This window comes from Saprospira grandis DSM 2844 (assembly GCF_000275825.1).
Taxonomy (GTDB): domain Bacteria; phylum Bacteroidota; class Bacteroidia; order Chitinophagales; family Saprospiraceae; genus Saprospira; species Saprospira grandis_A.
Window position 1 is genome coordinate 249,772 of sequence record NZ_JH719942.1, and the last position, 19,940, is coordinate 269,711.

Genomic DNA, 19,940 nt, shown 5'->3' on the forward strand with positions numbered 1-19,940 from the left:
CGAGCTTAAAAAATAACTGCTCAACCGCCTAAAATAGAAGAATTCATGTTTGGACGAATTAGTTTTTTTGCCGTACTCCTCCTCATTTTTGCACAACAGGCTTGTCAGGCACAGCCCGAAGCTGTAAAATTCACGCCGACTACAAAGGTGGATCTGTCTAAATACCCTTGGATGCATCCAGAGCTCAATATGCTGCAGTTTTATAACCGCGACGCCTTAGAGATCTTGCGCCAAAAGTGGAAACGGACCGATAAGGAGAAATTGACTGTCATTCATTTTGGCGATTCCCATTGTCAGAATGATGCCTTGCCTGGCCAAATCCGAAAGCGGATGCAGGAAGTACATGGGGCAACGGGTCGTGGGCTGATGTTTCCGACTTCTACCGCCAGAACCTATTCTTCTATAGAGTATAAAAGCAAGCATACGGGCAAATGGATTGCGGAGCGCAGCTTTCGGATGCGGCTCAAACTGCCTTTGGGGATTCGGGGGATGAGCTGCCGGACCGAACAGGCCAATAGCAGTCTGGTTTTTGAGTTTAAAAAGCCGGTTCCCAAAAACTACCGCCAGCTAAAAATCTTTTGCAAGCGAGATATCCGCAGCTTTGATATTGTGGTAGAAACCAGTGGCAAGAGAATTCCCGTTATTGTGGATGCTTCTAGCCGCGAGCCTTACATTGAGGTAGAGCTACCTGCTATTACAGACCAAAAGCTGACGCTACATATTGTTCGCCGCAATAAATATGAGTCGGAGTTTGAGTTTTATGGCATGAGTCTAGAGGATGAAGCCGATAAGGGCGTAGTGGTTCATAATGCTGGAGTAGGAGCGGCCAAGTACAACTCTTTGCTCAATCAGGTATTGCTTTGGGAGCAATTGCCCCATCTACAGCCCGATGTAGCCATTATTGATTTTGGGACCAATGATTATCTCTATTATGATAAGATTGATCCTAAGCTTGAAAGTGAAATCAAAACCATCATTGATAAGATGCGCAAGGCCGTGCCCGATATTTGTATTATCCTGACCAGCACGCAAGACCTTTTCTGGAAGAAAAAGAACTGCATGTCGGGAGAGCCTTTCTCGGATATGATGCACAAAATTGCCTATGATAAAAAGTGTGCGCTCTTTGATTGGTACTGGATTTCTGGTGGCCAACGCAAAATGTTAGATTGGACCAAAAGCCGTTTGGCCCAGCCCGACATGGTTCACCTCACGGTAAAAGGTTATCGGCTAAAAGGAGACCTCTTTTTTGAGGCTTTGCAAAATAGCTTGGTTTGGCTAGAGGAAAACCCCAAAGAAAATGAGTTCTTTTTCCGCATAGATAAACTTAAAGAAGAACAGGCCGTCTTAAGAAATGGAGGAAAGCCCAAATCGGAGGCGATGAGCCAGAAAACGACAAAAAGTAATCAAAAACCTGCTGCAGCTACTGGCAAATACCGCACACATATCGTTAAACGTGGAGAGTCCTTATATTCCATTAGCTTAAAATACAATGTGAGCATTCAGGAATTGAAAAGATGGAACAATAAAAGCAAGAATACCATCTATAAGGGCGATCGCCTTAAAATTTATAAATAACTTGGCCTTTAGGCCCAAAAACTAACAAGATGAAAAGATTTGCATTTTATTTCCTTGGCCTTTTTCTAAGCTTAGGCCTTTTGTCTTCTTGTGAAGATGTCGAAAAATTGACGCAGTTTAATCTAGACTACAATACTACCGTTACTATTCCCTCTACCTTTGGGGTGCAAGTTCCTTTTGATGTCTCTACTCCTGCTATCAATACCAGCTCGACTTCTACTTTTGAGTCTAATGACACCCGTAAGGATTTGATTGAAGAAATTCAATTGACCGAAATGACCTTGACGATTAACAGTCCTTCTGGGGCCGATTTTTCTTTTCTAGAGTCTATTGAGGTCTTTATTTCTGCCGATAGCTTAGGCGAAACGCGGATTGCCTACCAAGATTCGGTAGATGTAGCGGCTGGAGAGTCATTGAGCTTGACCACCACTGGCGTAGACCTTCAAGAATACATCAAGGCAGATGAATTTAGCTTAAGAATCAATGCCGTAACCGATGAGGCGATTAGCCAAGACCATGAGTTAAATATCTACACTAAGTTTTTTGTAGATGCCGAGCTCTTTGGTATTTAGGCGGATGAGCTGAATTGCGCAAAGCGAAACTTGCTGAATTGCAAGTTTCGCTTTTTTTTGGCCTAGCGATCTGCGCAGCCCGCGCAGGGCCGAGCGAGCAGCGAGCCCCGGAACGACAACAAGGACTTTAGTCCGCAGTTCGACGACCAACGGGAGTAACCGCCCGCCGAAGGCGGGAGGCCCCAAAAAGTTATCCCAATAAGCTATTTTTCCACTAGTTAGTGCTTGCTACAAAAAACTATAGCGAAAAACGACTAATCTTCACTCCAAATTTGCTTTAGCTCATCTAATGTCTTTACTCCATGAGTAAACCGAACTTTTAAGTCTGAAAATGAAAATTTTAATTCAGGACAGGCACAACCAGGCAGCATAATGGCCTTGTTGCATAAATCATAATTTACTGATTAGCAGCAACTTCCAACTTTACGGCATTAAGCTCATTTAAAATTTGAATACGCATCAGCACTTCTTGTTTCTGCATTTTAAAGGACTTTCAAAGAAATGAAATAACGAGTACTTTACATGGAGAAACAGCTATCTCCATTGAATTGTCCATCTAGACTCTTCAACATATTCGAGGATATCATCTTTACTTAGAAGCCAGTCATCAAACACGTTTTTAGTAAAAAACTCGTCATCTGAAATTAAGATGTAGATTCCTCCAGTACTACCACTAGTATCATCCTCTATTTTAACATATTTACCTTGATCATCACCTTTTAATATAAGGCCAACTACAGCGTATTTTATTTCCATGCTTATAAGCTTTGGTCAGACTTTAGAGAACTAAAGTTCGAGTTTAACTAGCGTCCTTCTCTTTTATAAAAAACTGAAATCCCTCTAAATTAAATTCTTCAAACAATTCAAGGTATTTCACTAACTCTTTTGTTGGTATTTCATCAAGAAGCTTTCTGCCCTTATCGGTCATTTCATACTGCCCTAATTCTAATGTTGAAGTCTTCTCATAAAGCTGAACATATGCCTCACATTCTAGCTTTTGAAAGAAAAAAGGTAGATCTACAAATACCCCCATCTTAGTGAAAGCCTTAAACATTAAATAAAAACTCTTTATCTTAAAATTGCTACTAACCAAATGTAGCATCAGAACAAGAAGAACCTTATCTCCAGCAATCAATTTTTCCATAAACTGTTATTTTGGATCTAAATCCAGAAAAAGCTGAGGGACTAAGTTGTTTTAGTCCCTCTCCCAAGACTCATTTCGCAAAAACTGATTTAATTCATCATAAAGCATTAAAAAGCGAGTTGGAATATGCTCTAGATTAACCTTTTCTTCCAAAAAGTAATTTTCTACAAAAATGTGCTGCTTATCCGCTACTTCAATCAGGGCAAAACGAGCCAAATAATTTGATGGGGCTGCTGCTTTTTCTTGCGGCTTCAAAGATAGACCTTTTTCTAATTTTAGCTTTTCCCAAAAGCCTCGATAGCTAAATTTATCCAACTTAAAACAAGCTTTCTGCATCAAATAAAGCTGACGCAAACGATAAGTTTGCTCATCTGCATAACTAGCTACTAAACGGCCTTTCTCGCTTTTTTCTTTTTCTTCCAAATAATAACAACAGCAGCTGCTATCCGACTTTTGCAGGTAGCAAACTCGCCGAGTAGACAAATGAGTCTCATAAAAAATTAAGGCAGCTTCTGTCCCTATTGACGCCGGAATTACTGCATCAATGATTGTTTGGTCTATTTCTTTTAGTTCCGATAATTGATTAACCTCTGACCGACAAGCAAGGAGCAACAGCCAAGCACAAGCAGAAAGCAAAAAACGCATAACTTATTTTTTTCAATGAATAAATAGCTTATAATCATTCAAAAAATGCTTTTTCACCAATAGCTGCCCCTCCTTCTCCTCCAGCTCATAGCGATAAAGTATATCTCCATAATCATGCAACTGCTGACCCTTGCGATTCTTCAAATGAACAGTCTGATAACAAAGCAAATAGCTATGCTTGCTCGCCCGGCTCATCTCCTCCTCCAAAAGCAGCTTATCCAATAAGAATAAAGCAAAAACAGCTTGTTTATCATCTCGACCAGCCAAGACAACAGCTTCTGCCTCATAGGGATCTATATAGTAAGTCGAAAGCCTTGGATCTGCTTTATTATCTACAAAAAATGCTTGTTTGCTTTTCCCCCAATCTAGCTGTAAAATTAGTCGCTTAAAGGCATCAACATCCTCTTTGCCCCAATCTTTTAAACGTTTTTTTGAGCCTGCCAAAACCTTATTTAAAAACACTGTTTGCTCAAAAACGGCATAATCCTCTGCAATAAGTTGCCTTAAATCAGCATTATTTTGCAAGAATAACAACTGCTCAAAATCGCTAAGCGCCTCCCAGTCTTCAGGGTAATCTAAGACCCTCAAGAAGCTTTTGGCGCCCAGCTCTTTCCTCTTCGCCCTATAGATAGCCGCTGCATTTGCCGCAAACTGCTTCTGGCTCAAATAATCACTAATAGGCCCGATTTCATGATAATGCTGCTGCATCAACTCATTGGCGGCCTGCTCAAAATCTAGCTCTACTTGCACTCTTTGACAAGATGATAGGCCCAAAAACAGTAGCCATAAGAATAAGTTGAGGAATCTTTTTATACACATATCCATGTTTATTTTTTTGGGGCCTGCCGCCTGCGGCGGCCGGGCCCTTACAGGGCTCGCAGGTCTGCTCGGCCCTGCGCCAGCAAGCTGGCTGGGTCTGGCCTGACGACCACCCTTTCAGGCCCCTAGGCCAAGTCGCTTCGCTCCTTTGCGGCGGCTTCGCCGCCTGCTAGCTGTGGCTGCAGGTTGAAAACCAGCAGCCATACAACAACCCCATTCTACATCTATAGTGCGGAGAGGATTAAAATCCTCTACCGCTTTGAACAAGGGTTGTTTTTCTCCCCCATAAATTTCATAGGAACCCTAGGGCCAAGGCCCTAGGCTATCGAAAAAAACGCCATCCCCTCATTCGAGGGGATTTTCTGTTTCACTAGGCTCCATCAGCAAACAAGGGCTTTAGCCCGCCAGTTTGCATAGACCCGCAACCATGGGCTTCAGCCCATGGGCCCAAAATAACTCCACACTAAAATTCAGGAATGAAAACGATTACTATTATTTCTGCCCTGGGCTGAAGCCCAGGGTTGTAGACTTGAGCGAACTAGCGGACTAAAGTCCTTGTTCGCTTTTTCTACTTATAGCTTTCCATTAAGCTTCGGCCCAAAGCTACCCAGCCACTAAAAGACACTTTCTTTATCTCTCCTTTTTCACCCCCCAGAAAAAGTTGAGGGACTAATATTAAAATCTTGTGTGCGCCTCTTTTGCTGCCTAGGGCCAAGGCCCTAGGCTATCGAAAAAAACGCCATCCCCTCATTCGAGGGGATTTTCTGTTCCACTAGGCTCCATCAGCAAAAAAGGGCTAAATATACCTGTAGGTTAAAACCCACAGCAACAAAAGCGGCCATACTAAGCACAATAAAATGAGCCGAAGGTTAAAACCATCGGCTCATAATGAGTTGTAATAAACAGCAAACAAGGGCTTTAGCCCGCTAGTTTGCATAGCCCCACAACCATGGGCTGAAGCCCATAGGCCCAAAACTGCCCAGCCGCCGAAGAAGAAAGCACGGACTGAAAAATGTTTATTTATGGAGGGTTTTAACCCTCCATTGAACACAAAAATGCATTCGTTAATTGGCTGTAGGTTTCAACCTACAGTCCATATAGCAGGCCCCTAGGGCCGCAGGCCACAACAAGCCCTTTAGGGCGTCTTCGACGACCAACGGGAGTAACCGATGTGCAGGGGTGGCCGTAGGCCAGACCAAGCAGAGTTATCCTTACTCCCAACAAAAAAATTACGCATTTAAAAAATCTTCATCCCAAGTCTTTACAGAAGCCTTAAAAGCAGCTAATCCACTATCATCTTGAGCAATTTTTGTAGCTATAATTGACATTGCCCAAATAGGACAAAAAACCACATTATGTCTTTTAGACTCTAAATCAATTATGGGATAACCATATTGATAATCCTCTTCATCTTCATAAATACTCCATTGCTTATTAAACTTCCTAATCATAATTTCTCCCCAATAAATTCCAATATCATAAGCTATGGAATAAGTGGGGCTCAAGATCGTATACTTCTGCGGCTCAAATGAATCTCGATAATAGACTGGAAGCTCTTCTTTCAGCTTTAAATTTTCTTCTTCAGTTGTCTCCCGCTTCACTAAATGCTCCTTTAGAAAAGAAAAGCATTCATATAGGGATTCATAACTGTAATCCAGCTCTTTGCGTAATATTAGCCTACGCACTATCTCTAAGCGAGAAGGTAGCGCTTTGATAAACCATTTTTTATATGGCTCTTGATTTACGACTGCTACATCTTCACCTAAACACTCCATCTTCCTCTCTTCTAAAGCAGGTATTCTCGGATAAGCTATTATTTTATTCATCTATTTTTCTTTAAGGTATTAGACCGTTAAGGACTAAGATAAGTCCATCGAACAGAAAAATCAAGCCCCTTTGAAGGAGAGCTCTATTCTAGCCTAGGATGCTATGAATAGGGGGCCACAGCAAACGCAATAAAAATGAGCCGATGGTTGAAACCATCGACCCATAACTAGCGAGACTAATTTCTTGCGTCTAGAAGGAGCGAAGCGACTGGCCTAGCGATGTGCAGGGGTGGCCGAAGGCCAGACCCAGCGGGCGCAGCCCGCGCAGGGCCGAGCGAGCAGCGAGCCCCGACAACCAGCCTCGAAGAGGCGCCAGTTCGACGAAGTAAACGACAACAAGGACTTTAGTCCGCAGTTCGACGACCAACGGGAGTAACCGCCCGCCGAAGGCGGGAGGCCCCAACGGCAAATCAATACAGATGGGGCTACTCATAAGAATGAACATCCATCCACTTAAAAAGTATAGGTTCCTCTACCTCTTCTAAAGAAATCTTCCTTTTATTACTATCCTCAATAACAATCCCCCCACCCTTTCTAATTTTAATTTTCTTTTCAACGTCTCCATTTAATTTATAATACACCCAAACTCCCTTTTTATCACCGTCTTTATCAAAAAAAGAAACACCTCGTAAATCTCCATTTTTATAAAAGTATTTCCATTTCCCAACCTTCTGTAAGGTAGTATTTATTTTTCCTTCTGCTTTTATTTGTTGCGTTCCTATATAAAAATACCTTACAAAATTCTTAACTCTTATATACTCAACTATTGGTTCTTGGGCTTTTATCTCATAAAAAGAGATACACGTTATAATTATTATTCCAATAAACTTCATATTCACATTTTTACACAAAATTTAATTTCTATTTCCAATAACAGCTCTATAAACTGGAGCTAGATTAACTTCCCCCTCTCCTCTTCTTCCCCAAGTAAATTCAACTCTATAATCGTTTTCAAAATCTACAGACCTAAGCAACCGTTTTGCTTCTAATACATTTTCTTCTGTTGGATTTACTAAAAGGTCTTGCACCTGAGCTCCAAAAGAATTAGTCAAATTTATTTCAACACCTTCTACAAAAGTTCTTCCCATATCAAGCCCTCTAAAAATATTCACTCCAGTGCTTGATAATGTAGTTGTTATTTGTGCAGGTCCGGCATATCTCATAGCAAATAATTTAGCAGAAACTTCTGACTCTATAAAATTTGTTATTTGACCGTCGCGATACTCAGTTAATGCTCTATTTCTAGCTTCTTGTCTAGTCAGACTGGGGTCAGCCAAATACTGTTGAAATAACTGATTAGCATATGTAGGACCTCCTCCTACACCTAATTCTCCATCATCTTGAAAAAACATCCTATAACGTCCTCCTTCATAGTCAACTAAATGAGCTGTTTCCTCAAAAAATGCATAATACCGAGGTAACCCATACCAATTATCAATTTCTTTTATGTTATAACGAATTTCTATATTATATGAGCCATCTTCATTTTCCCCAGTTTTAACAGCTTTTCCATCATCATCTACTCTTCTATATGTATAAACATTCCGAGAAGCATTTAATATATTGTAATATGCCCTAAACTCAGGGTTTTCTAATCCTCGATTTAAATCAGCCTCCTCTTGAGACCCTTCTTCTGGAGGAGTTACAATATCAGACAGTAAAGCCACATAACTCCTCGCAAAAGAGGTAGAGCTAATTTCCGTTGATACAGTAGCTTTATAAGACTCTTCTTTTTCCGGATAACCCACACTTGCCCCAGAAGCATCCGTATAATAGATCGGATTTCCATCAAAGGTATTATAGGGCGATTGATGCGGGAAGGTAATGGGGTCCGCAGACCACCAGCGGCCCATCCGCCCATCTAGCTCTCTAAAGTACGTAGTATGATGCCCTGAGCCAATTTCTGGGCTTTTGCGCATTTCAAAGAACGAGGTCTAAAGATACTATTTTTTGGGGCCTGCCGCCAAAGGCGGCCGGGCCCTTGCAGGGCTCGCAGGTCTGCTCGGCCCTGCGCCAGCAAGCTGGCTGGGTCTGCCGCTGCGCGGCACCCTTTCAGGCCCCTAGGCCAGTCGCTTCGCTCCTTTGCGGCGGCTTCGCCGCCTGCTCGCTGTGGCTGCAGGTTGAAACCAGCAGCCAATTTAGGAACAGCAGAGCCCGCTCCTCAGCAACAACTGGCCTGCAGCTTAAAAGCCGCAGGACCTGAAAACCAAATACCTCCTTTCCACAAACAAAGCAGGGGCTTTTAAGCCGCTGCGGCGAGAAAGACCAAGGCCCAACAAGAATGGCTGCGGCCTTTAGGCTGCAGATAGCGGCAAAGCCGCCATGGCCGAAGGCCAAACGGCCTAGCGATGTGCAGGGGTGGCTGAAGGCCAGACCCAGCGGGCGCAGCCCGCGCAGGGCCGAGCGAGCAGCGAGCCCCGAAACGTAGCGCCGCAGCTTTGCTGCGGAGGCCCCAAAAAAAACAGGATCCTTGGCAACAAGCAGGCAGAAAATAAACGTTTAGTGAAGAACTGCTAAGGATTTCTTATTTTTAGCCTTCGATTTTGTTGGACAAAAAACAGCTATATGCGACATATTTATCTATTTGGCCTTCTGTTCCTCTGCGGCTGGAGCTTGCAGGCCCAAGTTCGTCTAGAAGTGATTATCAACTCTGGAACGGCTGGGACCAGTTGTACAGATGGGATTTTTGGTGGTAGTCCCGACCCACAATGGCGGGTTAATGTAGAGAGCCAAGGTTGGACCACCTACCCGCAATCGGGGGCTTGCTTTACTGATGCTCCAAACCGCCAATATGATGAAGAATTTATTTGTGCAACAGACTATCCTGCTAATATCCAACTTTGCTTTAGGGCCTTTGAGGATGATGGAGCCGCTTGTGTGGTGGACCAGACTTGTTTGGCCCAGATTTGTCAGAACTTTGCTACCCCCGCCCCAGGGACCTCCCTCAACTATAGCCTGAGCATTCCAAACTGTTGTGGAAATAGCAGTTGGGGGCAGGTAGATTTTACGATTCGGGCAACGGGAAGCTTTGTGAATGCGGGTCAAGCCTATGATCAAATTTGTAATGCTATCAACCTGGGGACCCTTAATAGTAATAGCTCTATTGGAGATAATGGACTGAGCAACTACGGGAACTTCTGTGCAACAAATACCTTAGAACCTAGTCCCTGGGGCAATGCCAATGAGCAAGGCGTTTGGTTTCAGTTTACCACTGGCCCCAACCCCAGTGCTAGTCTCCGTTTTGAGGCCATCTCGGACCCTCAAAACCTAGGCGATGGCATTGACCTACAATTGGCCCTTTATGAAAGCTCTAATGGCAGTTGTAATGGCGCCCTTAGCCTAGTGGCCGAAGACTATCAGGGCGCTGGTGCCCTTTATGATGAAGAAATGAGCGTAGAATGTCTGCAGCCCAATACCACCTACTTCCTTTTGGTAGATGGCGAAGATAGTGGCATCCCCTTTACCGATGGCGGCCAAGGCTACTTTGGTCTAGAAATCTTTGACCTTGGCGTACAGCAATCAGCCGATAGCATATGTGCAGCCAGTCATCTGGGGCCTGTTCCTACTGGGGGGCAAGTACAAACCAACGCCCTCAGCCAATCGAACCTCTGTGCGAGCAATGCCAACGAGCCCGTTCCAGGCAATTGGAGCAATGAGCAGGGCGTTTGGTTCTCCTTTGAGGCCCCCGCCTCTGGGCATGTGATTATTGAGGCCAATAGTGACCAACCGGCCCCTTTTGGGACCGATGCGGTAGACCTTCAGCTTGCCCTTTATAGCAGCTCGACCAACAACTGTACGGGAAGCCTTAGCGAAATAGCCAGTGATTATGACCCAACGGGATTTGGCGAAGAACTAGATGTGCGCTGCCTAGAAGCTGGCCGCATCTACTATGTCATGGTGGATGGTTCTACCTTAAATATAGATGGAATCTTTGACCTAGAAGTACGAGATGGCGGGATTCCGCCTGCGCCCAATGATGAAATTTGTAATGCCATTGCTCTGGGGGCCCCTGCGCCTGGCAGCAGCGTTGGACTAACCGATCAGAACAACTACTGTGCAGACAACCTCTTTGAGCCCATCCCCAACAACTGGGGAAATGACCGTGGGGTTTGGTATACCTTTGTGGCTCCGCCCTCGGGTAAAGTAGAGATTCGGGCAGAAAACCAAAGCTTTTTTGGCTCTGACCAAATTGATCTACAACTAGTAGTTTATGATGCTGCCAACCAAAGTTGTACCGACCCCTTGACCGAAATACAGAGTGAGCATGAAGGGATTGGAGTGCTCTGGGATGAAGATATGGAAGTAGAATGTCTTACTCCAGGCAGAACCTACTTTTTGATGGTAGATGGAGAGGGCGCTCTTTTTGACCCCGACCTCCAAGAAGGTATCTTTGACCTAGAGGTTTATGGAGACCCTCGAGATCCTCCTGCCACAAATGACGACCCTTGTAATGCCATCTATTTGGGCGACCCAACAGGGGGACAAATTGGAACAAGTCCCGGCCCGCAACATGGCAGCCAAAACAACTTCTGTGCAACAGGAGCTGGAGAGCCCAATCCGGGAGCGTTCAACCCCAATCAGACCGTTTGGTATACCTTTACGGCCCCTGCTAGTGGCAATGTAGAAATAGAACTCAGCTCAGACGATCCTCTTAATGGCGTAGACCCTATTGATCTGCAAGTAGCCGTTTGGGAAGCGGCCAGTTGTACGGGCAGTTGGCGAGAAATGAACAGCGGCGACGATCTAGTTGTCTTTGATTTGGACCTAGAGGTCTATTGCTTAAACCCGGGGCAGATCTATTATGTACAAGTCAATGGGGCAGATTTGGCCATCTTAGACCCAGAAGAAGGCTATTTTGACATTACCATTACAGAAATACCGCCTATTCCCGTAGCGCCCAACAACCTCATCTGTAATGCCATTCCCTTAGGGGATCCCTTTACGAACGGGCCACAAAGCATCATGAACCAGCACAACCTTTGTGCAGATGCCATTGGCGACCCCAATCCAGATGACTTTGATGCTGATCAGACTGTTTGGTACAGCTTTACCACTCCGGCTACAGGAGGGCCTTATGCGGTAGACATTTCGGCCACCACCTCTACGCCCTTTAGTTCTCAAGATGCCATTGATATTCAGCTAGCCGTTTTTGAATCCTCTAATAATAGCTGTACGGGTATTCTCAGTGAGATAGAAAGTGATTATGATCCCGGCTTCTTTGATGAAGACATGGACGTACAATGTCTGGACGCAGGCAAGACCTACTTCATCATGGTAGATGGTTCCTTTTTGGATGTGCAGGGTTACTTTGATTTGACGATTAGTCAGGCGCCCTCGGTGCCCATTCCGACCAACGACCTCATTTGTAATGCAGAAGCCTTGGGGGCTGTACCTATTGGGGGCAGCATCAACAACAATATCAACTATTCTAATTTCTGTGCAGAAACAGAGCCCGGAGAGCCCTCTCCCTTTAATATTGAGCAGACGGTTTGGTTTAGCTTTCAGGCGCCTACACATGCGGGGGCTAGTGCCTCTTCGGAGGTCAGCATTCGCCTAGAGTCTGACCCCAATAACCAGGGGAATGGCGTAGACTTACAACTAGCCGTTTACCGTTCTTCTAATGGCAGCTGTACAGGCAACCTACAACTTTTGGAAGAGGGGGTAGACAATCCCACTCTCAGTTTTGATGCTGAAGTCAATTTAACTTGTTTGCTCCCTGGAGAAACCTATTGGGTCCAAGTAGATGGTTCCCTCATCGATGTAGAGGGCTATTTTACGATTGAGATTGAAGATGATGGGGCTGGCGCCTTCCCTGCCAACGACAATATTTGCAATGCCACGCCTTTGGGAGCTGTGCCCAATGGGGGCAGCATCAACAATAACATTAGTTACAATAACTACTGTGCTACCGTAGAGCCCAATGAGCCTAACCCTTCGGCCTTTGCCGCCGATGAAACCGTTTGGTTTAGCTTTGAGGCTCCGACTTCTGGGAACATCAGCATCAGCTTAGAGTCAGACCCTGCCAACTTAGGCGACAACCCCAACTTACAGCTTGCGCTCTGGTATAGTCCGGGCGGAACTTGTGCTGGACCTTGGCTAGAGATGGGCAGTGATTACGATCCTCTGCTAAACGATGAATCGATGAGCATTACTTGCTTGGTTCCAGGGGCCACCTACTACCTACAAGTAGACGGACAAGAGGATTACTTTGGGGTAGAAGAAGGCTACTTTACTATAGAAATTGAAGATGATGGCGGAAGCACGACCTTCCCTTATAATAATAATATCTGTGATGCCTATGACTTTGGTCTCCCCACGGGCAGCTTTGCCACTTTAGGCAATGAGACCAATGAATGTGCAAATGTAGAATTGGGCGAGCCCGGTTTGGGCGGCTATGCCGAGCATACCGTCTGGTACCAGTTTACAGCTCCGCCTTCGGGCCGTGTAGAAGTTGAGGTAGAAAGCAATGATCCTATCTTTGGCATTGACCCCGAGGTCTATATCTTTGGCTCTTCTAGCAATAGCTGTACAGGCCAGCTCAGCCTAAGCGATGGCTCGAACCTGCCCACTGCGATTATCACCGAAAATGTCGAGGCGACCTGCTTGACCCCTGGCAATATCTACTTTATTCAAGTAGATGGAGAAGGCCTCAATCGAGAAGGAGAATTTAGCATTCGGGTTCGAGATATGGAACCTCTCTTTGGTACAGGACAACCCAATGACCCCGAACCTATCAATAACTATTGCCAAAATGCAATTAACCTTCCCGTTCAATCAGAATCTTGCACCAATGGCAGCGGCAGCTGGAATAGCTACAACTATGGCGTTCCTACCGCTAGCCAAGCAACTAGCTGTGGCCAAAACTGTGGAGAAACTTGGTATAGCTTTACTATGCCCACCAGTGGAGTGGCTTTGGTAGAAGGAAATGATGATGGCATTAGCTCCTCCTCTCCTATTGGCGACTTCTCGGACCTTGTGGTAGTGGCCTATACTGGCGGCTGCGGCAACCTCCAACAAATTGCCTGTGGTTCAGGTGGCCTTAGCGGAGATGTCGGCTTTGAAATTGCGGCCCCTCCAGGCAGCCAGGTCCTCCTCCAAGTCTTCAATGATGGCGGAGATGATGATAATGAAAACTTTGAGCTCTGTATATCAGAGGGCTGTGGGGCCGACAACTGCCTCAATGCCATTGCCTACCCGATTCAACCCAATGTTCCCTACTGCTTCAATACAGCCTCTGCCACTGGAGAAGGGGTTGCAGGCGGCGCGCCTGGCTACTTTGAATGTGGAGAAGGCGATGATCCAGAGCACTCTCTTTACTACTACTTTGTATCAGACTGTAATGGTAGTGCAGTAACCCTAAGTATCATTAACGCCACCTCTAGTGGAAACTGTATTGGTGGTACCGTGCCTGGTGATGGCTTTAATATATCTTTCTTTCAGGATAGCAGCCCTTGCGATAACAACCCCGATGTGTTGGTAGATTGCCAGAGCTTTAATAGCTGCATGACCCAGCCCATCAACTGGTCCTTTACTTATAACAACCTACAACCCAACACCCCTTATATTGTCCAAATTGATGGAGGCTTTAATTTCCTTGGTGGAAGTAATAATGGGACCTTCATGATTCAGACGACAACTAGCCCAGTGGCCATGCCAACGGCTACCCCTTCGGGTTGTGGCAGCAATAATGGTACAGCCACGGCAACTACCGTGGGGGGAACCCCTCCCTTTAGTTTCCAATGGTCCAATGGGGCTGTAGACTCTATCATTACCAACCTGAGTCCGGGCTGGTATACCGTTACGGTCACTTCTTCTGGACCTGGAGGCTGCTCTGCTATTGATAGTGTTTTTGTGGATAGTACCAATGCCTTAGGGCTTCAGCTGGCCTCTCAAAGAGATGAAAGCTGTTTGGCTAGCTGCGATGGCTCTGCCACGGTTTTACCGCTTTCTGGTTTGGCCATTAACTACAACTACTTATGGGATGCCGCTGCAGGCAGTCAAACGACAGCTACGGCTAGCGGACTTTGTGCCGGCAGCTATAGCGTTACCGTAAGTAGCAACAATGGCTGTCAGGATAGCATGACGGTCCAAATTGGTAGCCCAAGCCCTGTACAGGCAACTTTAGTCAATGGAAGCCTGCCACAATGCCCCGGCCTTTGCGATGGCTCTGCAGCCATTACCGCTACTGGCGGCAGCATTTCTACCGACTACTACTACCAATGGTCTCATGGAGATAGTACCTCCTTGGTCACTAACCTTTGTGCAGGCAACTATAACGTGACTATTAGCGACCGAAACGGTTGTTATGATACCCTACAGCTAAATATTCCCGTACCGCCTAGTCCCATACAAATTAGTTTGCTTGCAAATCAGGACCTCAGTTGTGCAGGAGATAGCTCTGGCGCCTTCAGCTTAACGGCTGCGGGTGGACAGGCCCCCTATACCTACATCATGGCTGGAGATAGCAACCAAACAGGACAATTCTCGGCCTTAGCCGCAGGCAACTATTTGGTCCAGGTGATTGATGATGTAGGCTGTACAGATACGATTTCAGTCCGTATTCAAGAACCAGCCCCCTTAAGCGCTGGCATTAGTATCGACCAAGACTATAATGGTAGTCCCATCTCTTGCTTTGGAGTCGCTGATGCAGCCCTTAGTGCAACAGTAACTGGGGGAACGGCCAACTATAACTACAACTGGAGCACAGGAGCAAGCAGCAATAGCCTCAACGGATTGGCAGCAGGGAGTTATAGCCTTACGGTTAGCGACCAGAATGGCTGCCAAGACAGCAGCCGCATTAACCTACAAGCCCCCGACTCTATTCAGCTGAATATAGATACCCTTAGCTTCTATAATGGCTATACAGTATCTTGTGCTTCAGCAACAGACGGACAACTAGAAGCCAGTTATAGTGGCGGCTGGGGCAGCCTTCAAGGCCAATGGAGCAATGGCAGTAGCCAAGCCCTACAAAACAGCCTAGCTGCAGGCAATTATTGCTTTAGCCTGACCGATATCAATGGCTGTCAGGCGAGTAGCTGTGTCTTGCTTACGGCCCCCGACACCCTACTACTAGATAGTGTACAACAACAAAACATCATCTGTGCAGGCCAACAGAATGGCGAATTAAGCATCTTTATGCAAGGCGGTTTGCCTCCCTACAGCTACCTTTGGTCCAATGGCCAAAGCAGTAGCCATATTAGTAACTTGGCAGCCGGAAACTACCAGCTTACAGTCACCGATGCCAACGGCTGTAACTGGCTAGGCAACTGGAGTATTACAGAGCCTACAGCTTTGGTCCTACAACTAGATGCCGACTCTGTCCGCTGTAATGGCGGAGCAGACGGAAGTATCTCTGCCCTAGTGAGTGGAGGCATTGCGCCTTATAGCTATCTTTGGTCCAATGGCCAAAGCAGTAGTAGTATCAACAACCTAGCAGCAGGCCCCTACCAACTTACGGTCACCGATGCCTATGGCTGTAGTATTGTTGCTTCGGCCCTTGTACAAGAGCCAGCCAATGCCGTTATTGCCAATGTATTGAGCAGCCAAAATCCAAGTTGTGACCAAGGAACAGATGGTTGGATCGATGCCGATGCCCAAGGGGGAACCCCCAACTACAGTTTCCTTTGGTCTACAGGAGATACAACAGAGGACCTCCAACAATTGGCGGCAGGGAGCTATAGCCTTACCGCTACCGATGCTCGGGGCTGTCAGGCCACAACGAGCATACAACTGATTGCCCCCTCGGCTATACAGCCCAGTATTAGTGTATATAGTAATTATCATGGGGCCAGTATTAGCTGTGCAGGCGCTAGTGATGGGGCCCTTACCGCCCAAGCGCAGGGCGGAACCGCCCCTTACCTCATCAGTTGGTCTACTGGCGAGAATACGGCCCTAATTCAGAATCTCTCTGCAGGCTGGTATACGGTTAGCTTTAGTGATGCCAATGGCTGTACCGCTGTTGATAGTATAGAACTTACAGCGCCTTTGGCCCTTGCAGCCCAACAAACAGTTAGTGCGGCTAGCTGTGCCAATAGCTGCGATGGACAAATTGTCTATCAAGCAGTAGCAGGCACCGGAACCCTAGGCCAAAATGGCTATGAATACCGCCTTTTGGGCCCCAACCAAAACGGCCAGCTCTTTGGCCCCAATAACAACTGGAGCAACCTCTGCGCAGGCTGGTATGTCGTTCAGTTGAGAGATGGAAACGGTTGCCAAATTCAAGATAGCATAGAGATTACGGCACCTGCCCCCCTACAACTACAGCTTAGCTCAAATGACCCTAGTTGCTTTAATGGCAACGATGGAAGCCTAACGGCTTTAGCCACAGGCGGAACAGCTCCCTATACTTACCTTTGGTCCAATGGACAAACAACAGCTACGGCCACTAACTTATCCGCAGGAAGTTATAGCCTGAGCCTAACTGATGCCAATGGCTGTAGTTTGGTCCAAACAACTAGCTTACATAGCCCTTTTCCCCTAGCCATCAACTTTCAAGTAGATTCGGCCAGTTGTGCGGGCAGTAGCGATGGGGCCATTTTAGCTATTGCAACTGGCGGAACTGCCCCCTATAGCTACCTTTGGTCCAATGGCCAAATGGGCCGGCAAGCCCGAGGCTTAACCGCAGGCAACTACCAATTGACGATTAACGATGCCCAAGGCTGCCCCTTTACAGCAAGTACTACAGTAGAAGAACCTAGCCCCTTGCAAATTCAATTGCAGAGCAGCAATCCCAACTGCCAAGGACAAAACTCTGGAACGGCCACAGTGGTCGCTACAGGCGGAACTGCCCCCTATACTTACCTTTGGTCCAATGGACAAACAACAGCTACCGCCACTAACCTAGCGGCTGGCAGCTATCAATTGATTGTAACCGACGCCAAGGGCTGTCAGCAGAATGCTAGCGTTCAATTGAGCCAAGCCACCGGCTTGGGCCTAGCCATTAACCAACTGCAGGCGCCTAGCTGCCATAATGCAGCCGATGGGAAACTAGAAGCGGTAGTAGTGGGCGGAACAGCCCCCTACCAATATAACTGGTCTAATGGCAGCAGTACCGCCAATGCCAATAACTTGGCGGCGGGCTGGTATAGCCTGACGGTTAGCGATGCTGGCGGCTGTCAGCTGGTCGATAGTTTTGAACTTTTGGCTCCCGCCGCCCTACAGCTAAGCCTGAGCAGTCAGGCAGCGGGCTGTTTGCAGGGAGCAGATGGAGAAGCTACTGCTAGCGTACAAGGCGGAACCCTTCCCTACAGCTTCCTTTGGTCCAATGGCGCCCAAACGCAGCAAGTGACAGGCTTGGCCGCAGGCAACTACCAACTTACCGTTACCGATGCTAATGGTTGTAGCGTTCTGGGCCAAGTGGTTGTTGATGAGCCAGCTAGCGGCTTGGTAGGCTATATCAATGTACAAGATGCGCTTTGCCAAAATGGAGCATCAGGCCAACTTACAGCCATTATTAGTGGAGGTACCCCCTTGGCCAATGGCGACTACAGTTATAGTTGGTCCAATGGAGGCAGTACGGCTATTCTCTCTAATCTTAGCGCTGGAAACTATAGCCTTACGGCTAGCGATGCCAATGGTTGTACCCTGAGTCTAAGCGCCCAAGTGGACGAGCCCACGGCCATACAACTGACCTTAGTGAGTAGCCAAGATCCTCGCTGTGCAGGCGAGCTAACTGGCCAAGCCCAACTACAGGCTAGCGGCGGAACTTCGCCCTTGAGCTATCAGTGGTCCGATGGACAAACTGCTCCCACGGCCCAAAACTTAGGGGCAGGAAGCTATAGCGTGACCGTAACGGATAGACATGGATGTACAGCTGATTTATCGGTCCAAATTATAGATCCAGCTCCGCTACAACTGAATATGCAATTGAATATGCCCGCCTGTGCTGGAGGCGATGATGGCAGCATTAGCTATCAATCTTCTTCGGTTCCCATCAATGCCTTTCTTTGGTCCAATGGCCAAGTTGGCCAGCCTTTGACGGGCTTGGCTTCGGGGATTTATAATTTGACGGTGGTGGATCAAAATGGTTGTAGTTCGGACTTCCAATATGTTTTGGGTGGACCGCCTGCTTTGGGCCTGAGCCTCAAGCCGCAAAGCAATATTCGCTGTGCAGGAGAGCTAAGCGCTAGTGTAGAAGCCTTGGCGAGCTCGGGCACTGCCCCCTACAACTATCTTTGGTCCAATGGCGATACCCAATCTTTGGCCCAAAACCTAGGGGCGGCTTGGTATGCCGTGACCGCCACCGATGCCAATGGTTGCCAGCAAACAGACAGCATTCAGTTTGTGGATCCCGCTCCGCTGGAGCTATCGGCAGAGGTTGATTCTGTGCGCTGTTTGGGCCAAAGCAATGGAAGTATCTTGGCCTTGGCTCAGGGTGGTTCTACTGCATTGGGCGGCTATAGTTACAGTTTAGATAGTATAAATTGGCAGGCTTCGCCTTTCTTCCCGAACTTGGCGGCTTCTGATTATAGCATTTACCTAAGAGATGCCAACGATTGTGTGGCCGATACTTTGGTGGCGGTAGAAGCGGGCTTGCCCTTCTTCTTACAGCAATTTGGTCCCAATGATACGACCTTGGTCTATGGCGACAGTTTGTTGCTTTATGCCTTGCTCAATGATAGTTTGGGGGTTAGCTTCAGTTGGAGCGAAAGCCTGAACAATCAATTATTGAGCGATAGCAGTTATCAGCTATGGGTGCAGCCTTTTGATCGGGCGATTTATGAATTTGTGGCCCAAAATGAGCGCGGTTGTCGCTTAGACAGCAGCATTACGGTCTTTATTGACAAGCAGCGGATTGCGGCAGCCCCCAATGCCTTTACCCCAAATAATGATGGGGCCAATGATCGCTTCTTTATTCAGGGCGATGAGCGCCTGCAGCTGGTCAAACTCTTTAGGGTTTATGACCGTTGGGGCGAGTTGGTCTTTGAGGGCCAAAACCTAGCCCCCAATGATCCACAGGCGGGTTGGGATGGCCAATTTAAGGGCCGACCGATGAACTCTGGGGTTTATGCTTGGTATGCCGAACTAGAATTTATAGATGGCCATATTTTGGTCTTAAAGGGCAGCATTCAGCTCTTGCGATAAATTTGAAAAGGGACTTTCCGTTAGGGAAGTCCTTTTTTTTGGGGCCTCCCGCCTGCGGCGGGCGCTACGTTTCAGGGCTCGCAGGTCTGCTCGGCCCTGCGGCCTGACGGCCTTGGTCTGCGGCTAGGCCGCCCCCTTTCACATCGCTAGGCCTGCGGCCCTTCGGGCCTGTAGGACGCTATAAATTCTAGGCGGAATTGCTGGGCGGCCCTTAGGCCGCCACTCGCCCCTTGGGGTTTACAATCGGCCTAGGGGCCTGAAGGGGGGGCCGAAGGC

General features: G+C 47.0%; 10 protein-coding genes. 3 read left to right on the forward strand and 7 right to left on the reverse strand.

All coding sequences use genetic code 11. The features are described from left to right. Positions 1-45: 45 nt before the first annotated feature. A complete protein-coding gene (locus tag SAPGRDRAFT_RS01350; protein WP_002656556.1) occupies positions 46-1,575 on the forward strand; it encodes a GDSL-type esterase/lipase family protein in 1,530 nt (509 codons plus the stop codon). Positions 1,576-1,604: 29 nt separating this feature from the next. Next, entirely contained in the window at positions 1,605-2,147 is a 543-nt protein-coding gene (locus SAPGRDRAFT_RS01355) for a hypothetical protein (protein WP_002656558.1), read from the forward strand. A gap of 534 nt (positions 2,148-2,681) precedes the next feature. Here SAPGRDRAFT_RS01355 and SAPGRDRAFT_RS01360 read toward each other — a convergent pair. The 7 genes from SAPGRDRAFT_RS01360 to SAPGRDRAFT_RS01390 all read right to left on the reverse strand — a co-directional run bounded on the left by SAPGRDRAFT_RS01360 (position 2,682) and on the right by SAPGRDRAFT_RS01390 (position 8,500). Continuing rightward, the gene (locus SAPGRDRAFT_RS01360; RefSeq protein ID WP_002656562.1) at positions 2,682-2,903 is read right to left on the reverse strand and encodes a hypothetical protein; all 222 of its coding nucleotides are present in this window, start codon (positions 2,901-2,903) and stop codon (positions 2,682-2,684) included. Between the two features lie 43 nt (positions 2,904-2,946). Further along, positions 2,947-3,291 carry a hypothetical protein gene (locus SAPGRDRAFT_RS01365; protein WP_002656564.1) on the reverse strand — a complete coding sequence of 115 codons (345 nt, stop codon included), beginning with the start codon at positions 3,289-3,291 and terminating at the stop codon, positions 2,947-2,949. Between the two features lie 51 nt (positions 3,292-3,342). Beyond that, positions 3,343-3,936 (reverse strand): hypothetical protein, encoded by a 594-nt coding sequence (locus SAPGRDRAFT_RS01370; protein ID WP_002656566.1) that lies wholly within the window; start codon positions 3,934-3,936, stop codon positions 3,343-3,345. Between the two features lie 12 nt (positions 3,937-3,948). Then, positions 3,949-4,755: a hypothetical protein gene (locus SAPGRDRAFT_RS01375; protein WP_156001797.1), complete on the reverse strand. Its 807-nt coding sequence runs from the start codon at positions 4,753-4,755 to the stop codon at positions 3,949-3,951. Between the two features lie 1,229 nt (positions 4,756-5,984). After that, a complete protein-coding gene (locus tag SAPGRDRAFT_RS01380; RefSeq protein WP_002656569.1) occupies positions 5,985-6,581 on the reverse strand; it encodes a hypothetical protein in 597 nt (198 codons plus the stop codon). Between the two features lie 425 nt (positions 6,582-7,006). Next, complete coding sequence (locus SAPGRDRAFT_RS01385; protein ID WP_002656573.1) at positions 7,007-7,414, reverse strand: hypothetical protein; 408 nt, start codon at positions 7,412-7,414, stop codon at positions 7,007-7,009. A gap of 21 nt (positions 7,415-7,435) precedes the next feature. Continuing rightward, positions 7,436-8,500: a hypothetical protein gene (locus tag SAPGRDRAFT_RS01390; protein ID WP_002656575.1), complete on the reverse strand. Its 1,065-nt coding sequence runs from the start codon at positions 8,498-8,500 to the stop codon at positions 7,436-7,438. Positions 8,501-9,146: 646 nt separating this feature from the next. Between SAPGRDRAFT_RS01390 and SAPGRDRAFT_RS01400 the strand changes: the two genes are divergently transcribed. Next, the gene (locus SAPGRDRAFT_RS01400) at positions 9,147-19,664 is read left to right on the forward strand and encodes a gliding motility-associated C-terminal domain-containing protein (protein WP_002656577.1); all 10,518 of its coding nucleotides are present in this window, start codon (positions 9,147-9,149) and stop codon (positions 19,662-19,664) included. Positions 19,665-19,940 lie beyond the last annotated feature (276 nt).

What these genes read in the sequence shown, in the direction of transcription:
- SAPGRDRAFT_RS01355 (WP_002656558.1), top strand. Translation starts at nt 1,605, where the DNA reads ATGAAAAGATTTGCATTTTATTTCCTTGGCCTTTTTCTAAGCTTAGGC.
- SAPGRDRAFT_RS01350 (WP_002656556.1), top strand. Translation starts at nt 46, where the DNA reads ATGTTTGGACGAATTAGTTTTTTTGCCGTACTCCTCCTCATTTTTGCA.
- SAPGRDRAFT_RS01360 (WP_002656562.1), bottom strand. Translation starts at nt 2,903, where the DNA reads ATGGAAATAAAATACGCTGTAGTTGGCCTTATATTAAAAGGTGATGAT.
- SAPGRDRAFT_RS01365 (WP_002656564.1), bottom strand. Translation starts at nt 3,291, where the DNA reads ATGGAAAAATTGATTGCTGGAGATAAGGTTCTTCTTGTTCTGATGCTA.
- SAPGRDRAFT_RS01385 (WP_002656573.1), bottom strand. Translation starts at nt 7,414, where the DNA reads ATGAAGTTTATTGGAATAATAATTATAACGTGTATCTCTTTTTATGAG.
- SAPGRDRAFT_RS01400 (WP_002656577.1), top strand. Translation starts at nt 9,147, where the DNA reads ATGCGACATATTTATCTATTTGGCCTTCTGTTCCTCTGCGGCTGGAGC.
- SAPGRDRAFT_RS01375 (WP_156001797.1), bottom strand. Translation starts at nt 4,755, where the DNA reads ATGTGTATAAAAAGATTCCTCAACTTATTCTTATGGCTACTGTTTTTG.
- SAPGRDRAFT_RS01370 (WP_002656566.1), bottom strand. Translation starts at nt 3,936, where the DNA reads ATGCGTTTTTTGCTTTCTGCTTGTGCTTGGCTGTTGCTCCTTGCTTGT.
- SAPGRDRAFT_RS01390 (WP_002656575.1), bottom strand. Translation starts at nt 8,500, where the DNA reads ATGCGCAAAAGCCCAGAAATTGGCTCAGGGCATCATACTACGTACTTT.
- SAPGRDRAFT_RS01380 (WP_002656569.1), bottom strand. Translation starts at nt 6,581, where the DNA reads ATGAATAAAATAATAGCTTATCCGAGAATACCTGCTTTAGAAGAGAGG.